The sequence below is a fragment of the Pseudomonas sp. BN607 genome (assembly GCF_029871175.1).
In the GTDB taxonomy this organism is placed as follows: Bacteria; Pseudomonadota; Gammaproteobacteria; order Pseudomonadales; family Pseudomonadaceae; genus Aquipseudomonas.
In genome coordinates, this window is sequence record NZ_SSOE01000063.1 from 74416 (window position 1) to 88832 (window position 14417).

13 protein-coding genes are annotated in these 14417 nt (G+C 64.0%); 8 read left to right on the forward strand and 5 right to left on the reverse strand.

The window, feature by feature from the left end:
• Positions 1–329: 329 nt before the first annotated feature.
• The 3 genes from E8E68_RS20205 to E8E68_RS20215 all read right to left on the reverse strand — a co-directional run bounded on the left by E8E68_RS20205 (position 330) and on the right by E8E68_RS20215 (position 3429).
• Entirely contained in the window at positions 330–1568 is a 1239-nt protein-coding gene (locus tag E8E68_RS20205; RefSeq protein ID WP_266031139.1) for a TIGR03862 family flavoprotein, read from the reverse strand.
• A gap of 148 nt (positions 1569–1716) precedes the next feature.
• Complete coding sequence (locus E8E68_RS20210) at positions 1717–2631, reverse strand: histone deacetylase (RefSeq protein WP_110746256.1); 915 nt, start codon at positions 2629–2631, stop codon at positions 1717–1719.
• Positions 2632–2742: 111 nt separating this feature from the next.
• Entirely contained in the window at positions 2743–3429 is a 687-nt protein-coding gene (locus tag E8E68_RS20215) for a histidine phosphatase family protein (protein WP_280344127.1), read from the reverse strand.
• 179 nt (positions 3430–3608) lie between these two features.
• On the opposite strand from E8E68_RS20215, the gene E8E68_RS20220 reads away from it, so the two are divergent.
• The 4 genes from E8E68_RS20220 (at position 3609) to E8E68_RS20235 (ending at position 6894) form a co-directional block, all read left to right on the forward strand.
• The gene (locus E8E68_RS20220; protein WP_110746260.1) at positions 3609–4178 is read left to right on the forward strand and encodes a GNAT family N-acetyltransferase; all 570 of its coding nucleotides are present in this window, start codon (positions 3609–3611) and stop codon (positions 4176–4178) included.
• 149 nt (positions 4179–4327) lie between these two features.
• Positions 4328–5197: an acyl-CoA thioesterase II gene (gene tesB / locus E8E68_RS20225; RefSeq protein WP_110746262.1), complete on the forward strand. Its 870-nt coding sequence runs from the start codon at positions 4328–4330 to the stop codon at positions 5195–5197.
• A complete protein-coding gene (locus E8E68_RS20230; RefSeq protein WP_280344133.1) occupies positions 5194–5784 on the forward strand; it encodes an HAD family hydrolase in 591 nt (196 codons plus the stop codon). The genes tesB and E8E68_RS20230 overlap by 4 nt, the downstream gene beginning before the upstream one ends.
• Before the next feature lie 99 nt (positions 5785–5883).
• Positions 5884–6894, forward strand: a complete 1011-nt coding sequence (locus E8E68_RS20235; protein ID WP_280344136.1) for an NAD(P)-dependent alcohol dehydrogenase — start codon at positions 5884–5886, stop codon at positions 6892–6894.
• Positions 6895–6977: 83 nt separating this feature from the next.
• Here the strand turns inward: E8E68_RS20235 and E8E68_RS20240 are convergent, their stop codons facing one another.
• Complete coding sequence (locus tag E8E68_RS20240) at positions 6978–7679, reverse strand: FadR/GntR family transcriptional regulator (protein WP_110746269.1); 702 nt, start codon at positions 7677–7679, stop codon at positions 6978–6980.
• 259 nt (positions 7680–7938) lie between these two features.
• Between E8E68_RS20240 and E8E68_RS20245 the strand changes: the two genes are divergently transcribed.
• Together E8E68_RS20245 and gudD are read left to right on the forward strand one after the other, a co-directional pair.
• A complete protein-coding gene (locus E8E68_RS20245; protein ID WP_280344140.1) occupies positions 7939–9291 on the forward strand; it encodes an MFS transporter in 1353 nt (450 codons plus the stop codon).
• A 19-nt stretch (positions 9292–9310) separates the two neighbouring features.
• A complete protein-coding gene (gudD, locus tag E8E68_RS20250) occupies positions 9311–10666 on the forward strand; it encodes a glucarate dehydratase (protein ID WP_280344142.1) in 1356 nt (451 codons plus the stop codon).
• A 94-nt stretch (positions 10667–10760) separates the two neighbouring features.
• Here gudD and E8E68_RS20255 read toward each other — a convergent pair whose 3' ends face one another.
• Positions 10761–11648 (reverse strand): LysR substrate-binding domain-containing protein, encoded by an 888-nt coding sequence (locus E8E68_RS20255; protein ID WP_266031153.1) that lies wholly within the window; start codon positions 11646–11648, stop codon positions 10761–10763.
• Between the two features lie 99 nt (positions 11649–11747).
• Between E8E68_RS20255 and E8E68_RS20260 the strand changes: the two genes are divergently transcribed.
• Together E8E68_RS20260 and E8E68_RS20265 are read left to right on the forward strand one after the other, a co-directional pair.
• Complete coding sequence (locus tag E8E68_RS20260) at positions 11748–12698, forward strand: 2-hydroxyacid dehydrogenase (protein WP_280344148.1); 951 nt, start codon at positions 11748–11750, stop codon at positions 12696–12698.
• A gap of 94 nt (positions 12699–12792) precedes the next feature.
• Positions 12793–14136: an MFS transporter gene (locus tag E8E68_RS20265; protein WP_014754540.1), complete on the forward strand. Its 1344-nt coding sequence runs from the start codon at positions 12793–12795 to the stop codon at positions 14134–14136.
• The last annotated feature ends 281 nt before the right edge of the window (positions 14137–14417 follow it).

Sequence of the window (14417 nt, forward strand, 5' to 3'; positions counted from 1 at the left end):
CGAATACGTCACCAAAAGCCGGAAATTGGCTTGCTGAAAACCATAGAATCTCCCACAGGGGATTGCGCTAGATTCTAGAAATTGAGCAAGCCAGTTGTTTCCTCAGGTACTGCATCAGCCTCAAGCCTGCGGGGTACCTGTGGGAGCGGGCTTGTCCCGCGAAGCATCCAACACGGTGCATGGCACCGGCTCCGCCGGTGTTCGCGGCTGAAGCCGCTCCCACAGGAGATCGCGCTAGATGCTAGACGCTGAGCAAGACAGTTGCTCTCACAGGGACTGCACCATTTGGAGGTTGACGCAGTACTTGTGGAAGCCGCCTCGGCAATCGGTCAGGAGGCCCGCACCCAATCCGCCGCTGCCCGCCCGGCGCGCAAGCCGCTGGCAAAGCACGCCGTGAGCAGATACCCCCCGGTCGGCGCCTCCCAGTCCAGCATCTCGCCGGCACAGAACACCCCCGGCACGGCCTTGACCATCAACCCCTCATCCAGCCCCTCGAAGCGGACCCCGCCGGCACTGCTGATCGCTTCATCCAGTGGCCGCGTACGCACCAAGGTGATCGGCAATGCCTTGATCGCCCGGGCCAGCGACCCTGGGTCAGCAAAGGTCGCCTGATCGGTCAGTTCGCGCAGCAGCGCCGCCTTCACCCCATCAATCCCCAGCTGGCTGTGCAGATGCTTGGCCATTGAGCGCGAGCCACGTGGCTTGGCCAGTGCCTGGGCAATCTTGTCCACAGGCTTGTCCGGCAGCAGGTCGAGCAGCAGTACCCCTTGGCCTTCGCGGTTGATGGCCTCGCGCACTGGCGCCGACCAGGCATATACCAGGCTGCCTTCCACACCTTGTGCGGTGAGGATGAACTCGCCCTTGCGCGGTGCGCTGCCGGGCACGCTGAGGGCAATGTTCTTCAATGGCGCGCCCGCGAATTTTTGCTTCAGCAAGGCGCTCCAGCCTTCCACCTCAAACCCGCAGTTGCTGGGTTGTATAGGCGAGATATCCACAGCCCGTTCGGCCAACAATGGCTGCCAGGCGCCGTCCGAACCCAATCGCGCCCAACTGCCGCCACCCAGCGCCAGTACCACGACTGCAGCCTTCACCGCGCGCTCGCCCTGTGGATAAGCAATCCGCAAGGCACCGTCGGCATTCCAGCCCAACCAGCGGTGACGGGTGTGGATAACTACGCCACTTTCACGCAGGCGCTTGAGCCAGGCGCGTAGCAGCGGTGCGGCTTTCATGTCGGAGGGGAACACCCGGCCCGAGGTACCGACAAAGGTTTCGACGCCAAGACCGTGAATCCACTGGCGCAAGGCGTCGGCGTCGAAGTCGCGCAGCAGGGCTTCGATGTTGCCCTGGCGCTCGGCATAGCGGGCGACGAACGCCGGGTAGGGCTCGGAGTGGGTGATGTTCATGCCGCCGACACCCGCCAGCAGGAACTTGCGCCCTACCGAAGGCATGGCATCGAACACTTCCACCGCCAGGCCTGCCTGGGCCAGGGCTTCAGCGGCCATCAGGCCGGCCGGGCCGCCACCGATGACGACTGCGAGGGGAGGGGAGGCGGGGTTGAGATCGGGCATGGTGGGTAGCGGGCTGTGGAAAAGATGCCCATTCTAGCGCAGCGTGGGTCATGGAAGCACTGGTCAAAAAATAACCAGTATTCTGCAGGCCTTGCTGGCTAAGGGTTACAGCGCCTTTCCCGCAGGTTATCCACAAGCGGTTCCACAGTCATTGTGAACAACCCAAGACACGCGCGGCGCTGTGGTGAAGGATGCCATGGCGCCTGGCCAGCGCGCTGCGGTCCTTGCTGTAGCCGCCGCCGATCACGCCCACCACCGGGATATCGCGGCCCAGGCAGTGGCGCAGCACCGCCTCGTCACGGGCGGCGACGCCGGCGTCGGTCAGTTGCAGGTAGCCGAGGGCGTCGTCCTTGTGCACGTCGACGCCGGCGTCATACAGCACCAGGTCGGGCTGATACAGCGGCAGCAGGTAGTTGAGGGCGTCGTCCACCACCTTCATGTATGCGTGGTCGCCCATGCCCCGGGGCAAGGGGATGTCCCAGTCGCTTTGTGCCTTGCGCGCCGGGAAGTTCTGCTCGCAGTGCAGCGACACGGTGATCGCCTCTGGCGTGTCGTGCAGGATGCGCGCGGTGCCGTCGCCCTGGTGTACGTCGCAGTCGAAGATCAGCACCCGGTGCACCCGGCCGGCCTCCAGGAGGTAACGGCTGATCACGGCCAGGTCGTTGAAGATGCAGAAGCCGGCCGGGTGATCGTAGTGGGCGTGATGGGTGCCCCCTGCGAGGTGGCAGGCGATGCCGTGCTGCAGCGCCATCTCGGCGGTCAGCAGCGACCCGCCCACCGCGCGCACGGTACGCCGGGCCAGTGCCTCGCTCCACGGCAGGCCGAGGCGGCGTTGGTCTTCGCGGGACAGTTCGCCGTTCATGTAGCGCTCGATGTAACCGCGGTCGTGGGCCAGGGCGAGGATATCGTTGGGGCAGATTTCCGGGCGCAGCAAGGCCTGGTCGGTGGTCAGCCCAGTGTCGACCAGGTGGTCGTGCAGCAGGCGGAACTTGTCCATCGGGAAGCGGTGTTCGGCGGGGAACTCCGGGCTGTAGTCTTCGTGGTAGATCAGCGGCAACGGCATGGGTGGAGGTCGCAATCAGGGCCAGTGCTGATCTTGCCATGGCTGGGGCGGCATTGCTGCCCAATCTCCGGCTCGCCAATGCCGGCATGGCGCCCTGAGTGATCGGTTGTGCTACTGCGCAGCGCTGGCCAGTACCCGCTGCCAGTCGGGCTCGTTCAGGCGGCCGAGGATTCGCGTCTTGCCATTGCCATCCACCGAAACGAACAGCGCGCTGGCATAGCCGCTTGCACGCTCATTCCCCACGACGTTCTGCTGGCGGGCGAAATGGTCGATGCAACCGTTGTGGGTCACCAGCACCAGGTTGTGCCCGGCACGCTTGTGCGCCAGTGCGTTGCTGACGAACTGGTTGTCGCAACTCTCGAGCCAGTCCTCGCTGGCCACTGCCTGGCCAAGTATGAAGTGCGCAGTCTGCCGGGTGCGCAGTTTCGGGCTGCTGAACAGGTCGGCGTTGTTCAGGCCCAGTTGGCGCAGCCCTTTACCAACGCGGCTGGCGGCTTGGCGACCGGCAACGGTGATGCCGGTGGGGTCGTCCAGGCAAGGGCCGGGGGCGCTGTCGCAGCGTTCGGCATGGCGGATCATCACGATCACCGCTCCGTCGGCCCATTCCTGCAGCAGGCCGCTGTCACGCAGTTGTTGCTCTTTGCCAAGGTCCACGATGTGCGTCCTCGTCGCCAGCCAGGTGGTCAACGCCGCGATGACCATGCACAGGCCAAGGGCGGCACCCAAAGCCTTGCGGCCAAGGCGGCGCTTGCGCCGGGCGTGAATGGCAGAATGCCCCAGGGTATTGCTTGATAGCATGCGTTGCTCCATTGGCATGGCCGTGGCAGGCACGGCAGAGATGGCGGCATTTTCCTAAGCGGCCTGTCGGGGGTCGGTGAAGGGCGTGTGAAAATTGCATTCGGCTGCTGCCGGGTGGGTGAAACCCTTGCCCACGCCTAAGCTGTAAACTGCAAGACGGCACAACCGGAGCAGGCCCGATGACCCCTATCCTTCAACTGGAAAGCGCACGTCTGGTGCTGCGCCAATGGCATGACGATGACTTGCGCGAGTTCGCCGCGCTGTGCGCCGACCCACAGGTAATGCGCTACTTCCCTGCGCCGCTGACGCGCCTTGAGGCTGCCGCGCTGATTGGCCGTATACGCGGGCACTTCAACGAGTACGGTTTTGGTTTATGGGCCCTGGAGCGCAAGGACAGCGGTGCGTTCATTGGCATGACCGGCTTGCTGCACGTGGGCTTCGACGCCGATTTCACCCCTGCCGTGGAGATTGGCTGGCGCCTGGCCCGCCGCCACTGGGGCCTGGGTTTTGCCAGCGAAGCCGCGTGGACCTGCCTGCGTTGTGCTTTCGCCCAATTGCGCCTGGAAGAGGTGGTGTCGTTCACTACCGCGAGTAACCTGCCGTCGCAGAAGGTCATGCAGGCCATTGGCATGCAGCAAGACGTGCACGGCAGCTTCGAACACCCCCGCCTGCCCGAGGGCCACCCGCTGCGGCCGCATGTGCTGTATCGCATCGACCGTGCGCACTGGGAGCGTACCCTGCGCGCCTGAATGCACGGCCATGCCCGGCGCGAATGACAAACGCTGTATCATTTGCCCACTTGGAAGGCGCTTGCCCGTTACACGTTCAGCGCCTGTGAAATCGAGCGCCGCTCGGGCGGCGCATCGCGAGCTAGGCTCGCTCCTACGGAGAACCCCCGATGAGTCATGTGTTGGACGACCTGGTCGACCTGTTGAGCCTCGAGTCCATCGAGGAGAACCTGTTCCGTGGACGCAGCCAGGACCTGGGCTTCCGCCAGCTGTACGGCGGGCAGGTACTGGGGCAGTCGTTGTCGGCAGCCAGCCAGACGGTCGAGGACGCGCGCCATGTGCATTCGCTGCACGGTTACTTCCTGCGCCCGGGCGATGCCACCCTGCCAGTGGTGTACTCGGTGGACCGCGTGCGTGATGGCGGCAGCTTCAGCACCCGACGGGTAACGGCGATCCAGAAGGGCCAGACCATCTTTACCTGCAGCGCGTCGTTCCAGTACGACGAGGAGGGTTTCGAACACCAGGCGCAGATGCCTGACGTGGTCGGCCCGGAAAACCTGCCCACTGAAGTGGAGCTGGCGCGGGCCATGGCTGACCAGCTGCCCGAGCGCATTCGCGACAAGGTGCTGTGCGCCAAGCCGATCGAGATCCGCCCGGTCACCGAGCGTGACCCGTTCAACCCCAAGCCGGGCGACCCGGTGAAGTACGCCTGGTTCCGCGCTGACGGCAACCTGCCTGACGTGCCGGCCCTGCACAAGTACATGCTGGCCTACGCCTCGGATTTCGGCCTGCTGACCACTTCGTTGTTGCCGCATGGCAAGTCGGTGTGGCAACGCGACATGCAGATCGCCAGCCTCGACCATTCGCTGTGGTTCCACGGCAACCTGCGCGCCGATGAGTGGCTGCTGTACGCCACCGACAGCCCTTGGGCGGGCAATTCCCGTGGTTTCAGCCGCGGCAGCATCTTCAACCAGGCCGGGCAACTGGTGGCGTCGTCGGCCCAGGAAGGCCTGATTCGTTATCGCAAGGACTGGGCATGAGCCTGGGCGAGGTGCGCAACTGGGTGTTCGACATGGACGGCACCCTGACCGTGGCCGTGCACGACTTTGCCGCCATTCGAGTGGCGCTGGGCATCCCGGCCGAACACGACATCCTCACCCACCTGGCGGCCTTGCCGGCAGACGAAGCGGCGGCCAAGCATGCCTGGTTGCTGGCGCACGAAAGGGATCTGGCAACTGCCTCCACGGCGGCCAGCGGGGCGGTGGAACTGGTGCGCGAGTTGGCCGGGCGCGGGTGCCGGCTGGGTATTCTGACCCGCAATGCGCGTGAACTGGCGCATGTGACGCTGGAGGCCATTGGCCTGGCGGACTGCTTCCCGGTGGAACACATTCTCGGGCGTGACGAGGCGGCGCCCAAGCCGAGCCCGGATGGGCTGCTGAAGATTGCCAGCGCCTGGGGCGTGACCCCGAGCGAACTGGTGATGGTGGGAGACTACCGCTTTGACCTGGACTGTGGGCGGGCGGCGGGGGCACGCACGGTGCTGGTGAACCTGCCGGACAATCCCTGGCCGGAGCTGGTGGATTGGCATGCGGCGGATTGCCGAGCGTTGAAGGTGATGCTGGGCTGATGCGTGTGGCAATGGGAGCCTCTTCGCAGGCATGCCCGCTAAAGGGCCGGATCTGTCTATGCTGAACCCCATTCTTTGCTCTGATACGGAGACCCACCCATGAGCAGCAAGGCCATTTACGTACAACCTGGCGGCGGCTACGACAAGGTCCAGGTCGGCACCTGCGAGGCCCAGGCCCCCAAAGCGGGCGAGATCACCGTGCGCCTGCACGCCAGTTCCCTCAACTACCACGATTTCGCCGTGGTCAGCGGCATGTGGGGCCCAAGCGAGCGACGCATCCCCATGGCCGATGGCGCCGGCGAGGTGGTTGCGGTGGGGGCTGGCGTCACTGAGTTCCAGGTCGGCGACAATGTGGTCAGCACTTTCTTCCCCGACTGGCTCGATGGCCAGGCCAATGTCGAGGGCTTTGCCCGGGTGCCGGGTGACGGCGTCGATGGCTACGCGCGCGAGCAGGTAACCGCCCGCGCCACCGCCTTTACCCTGGCACCCAAGGGCTTCAGCCACGCCGAGGCCGCCACCCTGACCACCGCCGGCCTCACCGCCTGGCGTGCGCTGATGAGCGACGACCACCTCAAGCCCGGCGATACGGTGCTGGTGCAGGGCACGGGTGGCGTGTCTATCTTCGCCCTGCAGTTCGCCAAGCTGGCGGGTGCTACGGTGATCGCCACCTCGTCCAGCGATGCCAAGCTGGAGCGCTTGAAGGCCCTGGGGGCCGATCACCTGATCAACTACAAGAGCACGCCGGCCTGGGGCGAGAAAGTACGCGAGCTAACGGGCAACCGTGGCGTTGATCATGTGATCGAAGTGGGTGGCCCGGCGACGCTGGAGCAGTCGATGATTGCTGCGCGCATTGGCGGGCATGTGTCGCTGATCGGCATCCTTACTGGGGTGGCTGGGCAGTTGCCGCTGGTGCAGGCGCTGGTGCGGCAGATTCGCCTGCAAGGCGTGCTGGTGGGCAGCCGGGCGCAGCAGCAGGCGATGGTGCGGGCGATCGATGCCAATGGCCTGCGGCCGGTGGTGGACAAGCATTTCGAGCTGGAACAGATCGTCGAGGCGTTCCGTTACCAGGAGAGCAACCGGCATTTTGGCAAGATCTGCCTGACTTGGTGAGGGCAGGGTAGCTGGATGTAACGGCCACCCTGCACGCCATGCTATTCGTAGCATCAAACCCGAGGCCTTGCACTGCCTGACAGTCAGTCCGGCAGTAACCGGTCCCGGCTGTTGGACAGATGCAGGCACACTGCCGCACGCGCGGCATCCGGGTCTTGCCGGCGTATGGCATTGAGGATCGCCTCATGCTCCAGGTTGGCCAAGTACGCTTGCCGCGCCAGCTTGGCTCCCCCGCGCTCGGCCAGGGCCATGCGGTTGCGCGGTATCAGGCCGTTACCCAGTTGCAGCAGCATCTCGGTGAAATACAGATTGCCGGTGGCCTCGGCAATCAACAGGTGAAAGCGCCGGTCGGCTTCGATGCAGCTGTCGCCGGCAGCGGCCAGGTCCTGATAGTCATCCAGCGCCTGGCGCATGCGCGCCAGTTGCCCCTCGTCACGACGCAGTGCGGCCAGTGCGGCAGCCTGGCCCTCAAGGCCAATACGCAGCTCCAGCAGGTCGCGCACATTCGCCGCGCTCTCCGCCGCAACGCGCAGGCCGGCCTGGGCCTGGCGCTCCATCACGAACGTACCGATCCCGTGGCGCGGCTCCACCAACCCCGAGGCCTGCAGCTTCGACAAGGCTTCGCGAACCACTGTGCGGCTGACCCCGTGCTCGCGCACCAAGGTGTTTTCCGAAGGCAGTTTGTCGCCTGGTTTGAAGGTGCCCAGCAAAATCTGCTGGGTCAGGCTGGAAACCAGGTCATGGGCACGGCTGTGGCCGCGTTTGCGCGCGTGTTCGGGTTCCATGTGTGATCCGCTTCTTGATTTGCTTGTACGACAAGTTAATCGATAGAAATATTTTTTGCCGATTTTTCGCGCATCCAATTCAGCATGTAGTTGATCTGTTTTTGCACGTTAGGATCAAATTGGCATTGTGACAGCTTGTATTTTGCTATTTTGCCGACGTTAATGATCTTGTCGTACAACCTCGCTGCGAATAAGCTCCTCCCCACTGCCATGTCAGACAACCCGACCCGCACAAAAACAATTAGTGGGAGATCCGCAAGTGAACGACACCCTCGCTCCGTCTGCCCGGAATGAAGGCGACGCGCTGGCCAGTGCCGTGGCCAAGGTCAAGCGCCACGTCCTGCCGCTGTTCGTCATCATGTTCATCGTTAACTACCTCGACCGCGTCAACATTGGCTTCGTCCGCCCGCACCTGGAAAGCGACCTGGGCATCAGCGCTGCGGCCTTTGGCTTTGGTGCCGGGCTGTTCTTCATCGGTTACGCGCTGTTCGAAGTGCCTTCGAACATGCTGCTGCAAAAGGTCGGTGCCCGGCTGTGGCTGACCCGTATCATGTTCACCTGGGGGCTGGTGGCCACGGCCATGGCCTTCGTGCAGAGTGAAACCCAGTTCTACGTGTTGCGTTTTCTGCTCGGGGTGGCCGAAGCAGGCTTCTTCCCTGGCGTGATCTACTACTTCACCCGCTGGCTGCCAGCGGCAGAGCGCGGCAAGGCGATTGCTATCTTCCTCAGCGGTTCTGCACTTGCCTCGCTGATTTCCGGGCCGCTGGCCGGGGCGCTGATGCAGATCCAGGGCCTGGGCCTGCATGGTTGGCAGTGGATGCTGTTCATTGAAGGCATGGCCTCGGTGGCGCTGTGCTTCTTTGTGTTCTTCTGGCTCGACTCAAAGCCGCAGGACGCCAAGTGGCTGAACCAGGCGGAGCAGGAGGCGCTGGTAGCGACCATCGACCGCGAGCAGCTTGAGCGCGAGGCGATCGGCGCAGTGAAGCCATCGGCCTGGAGCCTGCTCAAGGACCGGCAGATCGTGCTGTTCTGCCTGATCTACTTCTGCATCCAGCTGACCATTTATGCCGCCACCTTCTGGCTGCCCAGCATCATCAAGCGCATGGGCGACCTCAGTGACCTGCAGGTGGGCTTCTTCAATTCCATCCCGTGGCTGATCTCGATCCTGGCCATGTACGCCTTTGCTGCCGGTTCCGCACGCTGGAGGTTCCAGCAGGCCTGGGTGGCTGGCGCCTTGGTGATCGCTGCAATTGGCATGTTCATGTCCACCACCGGCGGGCCGGTTTTTGCCTTCGTTGCGGTGTGCTTTGCGGCCATCGGTTTCAAGTCGGCGTCTTCGCTGTTCTGGCCTATCCCTCAGGGCTACCTGGATGCGCGTATCGCGGCGGCAGTCATTGCCCTGATCAACTCGGTCGGCAACCTCGGCGGCTTCGTCGCCCCTACCACCTTCGGGCTGCTGGAGCAGCAGACCGGGTCGATCCAGGGCGGCCTGTATGGCCTGGCGGTGACCTCGGTGCTGGCGGCGATTGCCATCTTCTTCGTACGCACCCGTCCCAAGGGCACCCCTTCCGATGACCTCAAGGCCCCCTCGGCCTTGGGCCATACCCATTGATGACTGCGAGACAACAACCATGAATATGCAGACCAATCCCGCCGTACATGCCAGCACCCCAGTGGTCACCGACTTGCGCGTGATCCCCGTGGCTGGCCACGACAGCATGCTGCTCAACCTCAGTGGCGCCCATGGCCCGTTCTTCACCCGCAATGTGGTGGTGTTGCGCGACAGCGCCGGCAATACTGGCCTGGGTGAAGTGCCCGGCGGCGAGAAAATTCGCCAGACTTTGGAGGACGCACGTAGCCTGGTGGTGGGCCAGCCGATTGGCCATTACCAGCGTGTGCTCAATGCCATGCGCCAGACTTTCGCCAACCGTGACTCGGCGGGTCGCGGCCTGCAGACCTTCGACCTGCGTATCACCGTGCATGCGGTGACGGCCATCGAGTCGGCATTGCTCGACCTGCTCGGCCAGCACCTGAATGTGCCGATGGCGGCGCTGCTGGGCGAGGGCCAGCAGCGCGATGCGGTGAAGATGCTCGGTTATCTGTTCTACATCGGCGACCGCCAGCAGACCGACCTGGCTTACCGTCACGAAGCCGATAGCGATGACGACTGGTTTCGCGTGCGCCACGAAAAGGCCCTGACCCCTGAGGCGGTCGTGCGCCTGGCCGAAGCGGCGAAGCAGCGCTATGGCTTCAGCGACTTCAAGCTCAAGGGCGGCGTACTGCGGGGTGAAGCAGAAATGGAAGCGGTAACCGCCCTGGCCGAACGCTTCCCCGAAGCGCGCATCACGCTCGACCCCAATGGCGCGTGGTCACTCAAGGAAGCCATCGCCCTGTGCCGTGACAAGCACGATGTACTGGCCTACGCCGAAGACCCCTGCGGTGCCGAGAATGGTTACTCGGGCCGTGAGGTGATGGCCGAGTTTCGCCGGGCCACCGGGCTGCCCACCGCCACCAACATGATTGCCACCGACTGGCGGCAGATGGGGCATGCGATCCAGCTGCAATCGGTGGACATCCCGCTGGCCGACCCGCACTTCTGGACCTTGCAGGGCTCGGTGCGGGTGGCGCAGATGTGCAACGACTGGGGCCTGACGTGGGGGTCGCACTCGAACAACCACTTCGACATTTCGCTGGCGATGTTCACCCAGGTGGCGGCTGCTGCGCCGGGGGATATCACTGCGATCGATACGCACTGGATCTGGCAGGATGGCCAGCGGCTGACGCGTGATCCGCTGCGCATTGTCGATGGGCATGTGCGGGTACCGGCGCGGCCGGGCCTGGGCGTGGAACTGGACGAAGACCAGCTGGCCAAGGCTCATGAGTGCTACCGCAACATGGGGCTGGGCGCGCGCGATGACAGCGTGGCGATGCAGTTCCTGATCCCGGGTTGGAGCTTCGATAACAAACGGCCTTGCCTGGTACGCTAAGGCGGCTGGCCGCCGGTGTTCGCGGCTAAAGCCGCTCCCACAGGGATTGCACCTGGCTTCAGGCTGGTGTGGGGCCTGTGGGGGTGGCAGGCCCTCAAGCGGCTTCAAAAAAGGCCCGCGCCATTGCAACGAAAGACCCCAGCACCGGGTTGGGGCTGTCCCGGCAGAACGCCAGGAAGATTTCTGCCTGCTGCTCCATCCCCTCCAACGGCCGGAATACCACCTGCTCCAGGCGCAGTGCCTGGGCAGAGGCCGGCACCACGGCACAGCCCAGTCCCACATTGACCAGGCCCAGAATCGAATGAGTCTGACCCAACTGGTGCAGGTAGCGCGGCTGCACTTCGTGCCGCGCAAACAGGTTGGCAATACGGTCATGGAAATACCGCCCTTCGTTGGCGCTGTACATCACGAACGGCTGCTGGTCGAAGTCGCTGGGCGTCAGCCGTTCGTGGTTCGCCAGCGCGTGCCCGGCGGGCAGGGCGGCGACGAAGGGCTCGCGGTGGATTGGCAAGTACTCCACGCGCGCGCTGGGCAGTACCTGGCGCACCAGCCCGACATCGATCAGCCCTGCTTCCAGGTCATGCACCTGGGTGCTGGAGACGCGCTCGCTGAGCACCAGCTCGATGTCCGGCAGCGTCTGCCCGGCGTGCACCAGCAAACGGGGGACCATGCTGTACGCTCCAACGGCGGTGAAACCCAGGGTCAGGCGGCCTGCTTCGCCGTGGGCGATGCGCCGCGCGGAGTGGCTGGCTGATTCGGCAATCTGCAAAATGCGCCGGGCATCCTCAAGGAAGCTTGCGCCCGCCAGGGTGAGCCGCGCCTGACGGTTGTTGCGTTCGAGCAGCAGCACGCCCAAGGCATGCTCGAGCAGCTGGATCTGCCGGCTAAGCGGTGGCTGGGTCATGTGCAGGCGGGTGGCAGCGCGGCCGAAATGCAGCTCTTCGGCCACGGCCACGAAGCAGCGCAGCTGGTGCAATTCCACGATTCAAATCCTGAATTATTCAATCCAGCATCTATATTAGACCTGTATCAAATGCAGGCCTAGCATCGACTCATGTCTTCTCAATGCCGGAAGCCCGCGATGAATCACACCCCCATTGAAGTGCTGCTGACCCAGCCCGTACCCGAGGCGATCGATGCCCAACTGGTCAGCGCCTACCACGTGCATCGGTTGTACCAGCAGCACAACCCGCAACAGCTGCTGGACGAAGCCGCACCGCGTATTCGCGGCGTGGTCACCGGCGGTGCCAAAGGCCTGTCCACCGCGCTGATGGACCAGTTGCCTGCCCTTGAGATCATCGCCATCAGTGGCATCGGTACCGATGCGGTGGATCTGCGCCATGCGGCCAGCCGCGGCATCCATGTCACCACCACCCCGGGGGTGTTGACGGCCGACGTTGCCGACCTGGCCATGGGGTTGATCATCAGCAGCCTGCGTCGCCTGGGCGAGGGGGAGCGGCTGGTGCGCGATGGCTTGTGGGGCAAGGTCGACCTGCCGCTGGCGCGCAGGGTCAGTGGCAGCGCGCTGGGCATCGTCGGCCTTGGCCAGGTGGGCAAGGCCATCGCTCGCCGTGCCGCCGCCTTCGACATGAGCATCGCCTACAACGGCCGGCGCGAGCAGCCAGGAACGGGCTATCGCTATGAGCCGGATCTGGTTGAGTTGGCGCGCTCGGTGGATGTCCTGGTCGTGGCCGCTTCTGCTGACGGCGGGCAAGTGCTGGTGACGGCCGAGGTGCTGGAGGCGCTGGGGCCACAGGGTTACCTGGTCAATGTGGCACGTGGCAAGTTGGTCGATGAAGACGCGCTGGTGGAAGCGTTGCGCGAGCAGCGTATCGCCGGGGCAGGGCTGGATGTATTTGTCGATGAACCACGGGTGCCGCCGGCATTGCTGGACCTGAACCAGGTCAGCCTGCAACCGCACCGGGGTAGCGCGACGCTGCAGACCCGGCTGGAGATGGGGCGCATGGTGCTGGACAACCTTCAGGCCTGTTTCCGAGGTGAAGTGCCACCGAATCGGGTGATCGACAGTTAGCCCCCTTTCGCCGGTACAGGTACTACAAGGCCCTTGCGGCCACCCCTTCTGCGTACAAGAACAATCGCTTCCATCGAGAAGCAAGAGGGTCCACATGAACAGCAAATCCGCCGTTGCCGCACCGCAGGCCGTGGCCGGGATCGGTCGCCATCGCTTCCTGGTGCTGGCGCTGATCTTCGTCATTACCGTCATCAACTACGCCGACCGCGCCACCTTGTCGATCACCGGCACCGAGGTGCTCAAGGACCTGGGGCTCGATCCGGTCATGCTGGGCATGATCTTTTCTGCCTTCGCCTGGGCCTACGCCCTCGGCCAAGTGCCGGGGGGCTGGCTGCTCGATCGCTTCGGTGCCCGCCGCGTGTACGGTATCAGCCTGATCCTCTGGTCGCTGTTTACCTTGCTGCAAGGCACTGTGGGCTGGATGGGGCTGGCGGGCGTCTCGGCAGCGGTGGCACTGTTTTCAATGCGCTTCATGCTTGGGCTGGTGGAGTCGCCGGCCTTCCCGGCCAACTCGCGCATCGTCAGCTGTTGGTTCCCGACCCAGGAGCGTGGCACTGCATCGGCACTGTTCAATTCGGCGCAGTACATGGCGGTGGTGGTGTTCGCCCCCTTGATGGCATGGATGACCCATGCAATGAGCTGGGAGCAGGTGTTCATCTGGATGGGGCTTCTGGGCTTGCTGCTGAGCCTGTTCTGGTTCCGCTTGTACCATGAGCCCCACAGCGCACCTGGGTTGAGCCGTGAAGAGCTGGAATACATGCGCGAAGGTGGCGCCCTGGTCGACCTGGAAAAGGAACGCAAGGCTGCCAAGAGCAAGCCGACCCGTGCAGAGCTTGCGCAACTGTTCACCAGCCGCAACCTGTGGGCGGTGTACCTTGGCCAGTACTGCATCACTGCGCTGACTTACTTCTTCATCACCTGGTTCCCGATCTACCTGATCAAGGGCCGTGGCATGACCATCATGGAGGCCGGCTGGGTGGCCGCACTGCCGGCAATATGTGGTTTCACTGGCGGTATTCTGGGTGGCTTCGTATCCGACTGGCTGATCCGCCGTGGCGTGCACCCGTCCAGGGCGCGCAAGACCCCGTTCATCATCGGCATGGGGCTGTCCACCAGCCTGGTGCTGGCCAACTATGTGGATGGCAACGCGGCGGTCATCGCCCTGATGACCCTGGCGTTCTTCGGCAAGGGCCTGGCTGCGGTGGGCTGGGCGGTGCTGTCGGACGTGGCGCCGAAGAAGATGGTCGGCCTGTGCGGTGGCGTGTTCAATGGCATCGGCAACATTGCCGGCATCGTCACCCCGCTGGTGATTGGTTACGTGGTTGCCAGCACTGGCTCGTTTCACAACGCACTCTGGTTCGTGGCCGCCCATGGCGTGCTGGGGATCCTCGCTTACCTGTTGCTGGCCAGGCGCTTCGAGCGTACCGGGCAGGCGTAGGCAGACGCCTTGGCAACAGAGGCCCCGGGAGACCGGGGCTTTTTTATTGGCGGCTTGCAGAAGCGGGTTCATCGAGCGTCGGCGCGCGGCGAAGCTATCGGCCCCGGCAACACATTCAAATGAAAAACAAAAGCACCAAATGGCCCGGTGGCGCGATCGGGCATGCCATTCGCGACATCTGGCGCTATTGGAAATGCCCTGTCGTGATCGAACAGTTCCGGGGCGTTCTCGTGTAATTAGCCACAGCCCTGCGGGGCTTAAATGAACCCCGAACCGCACTG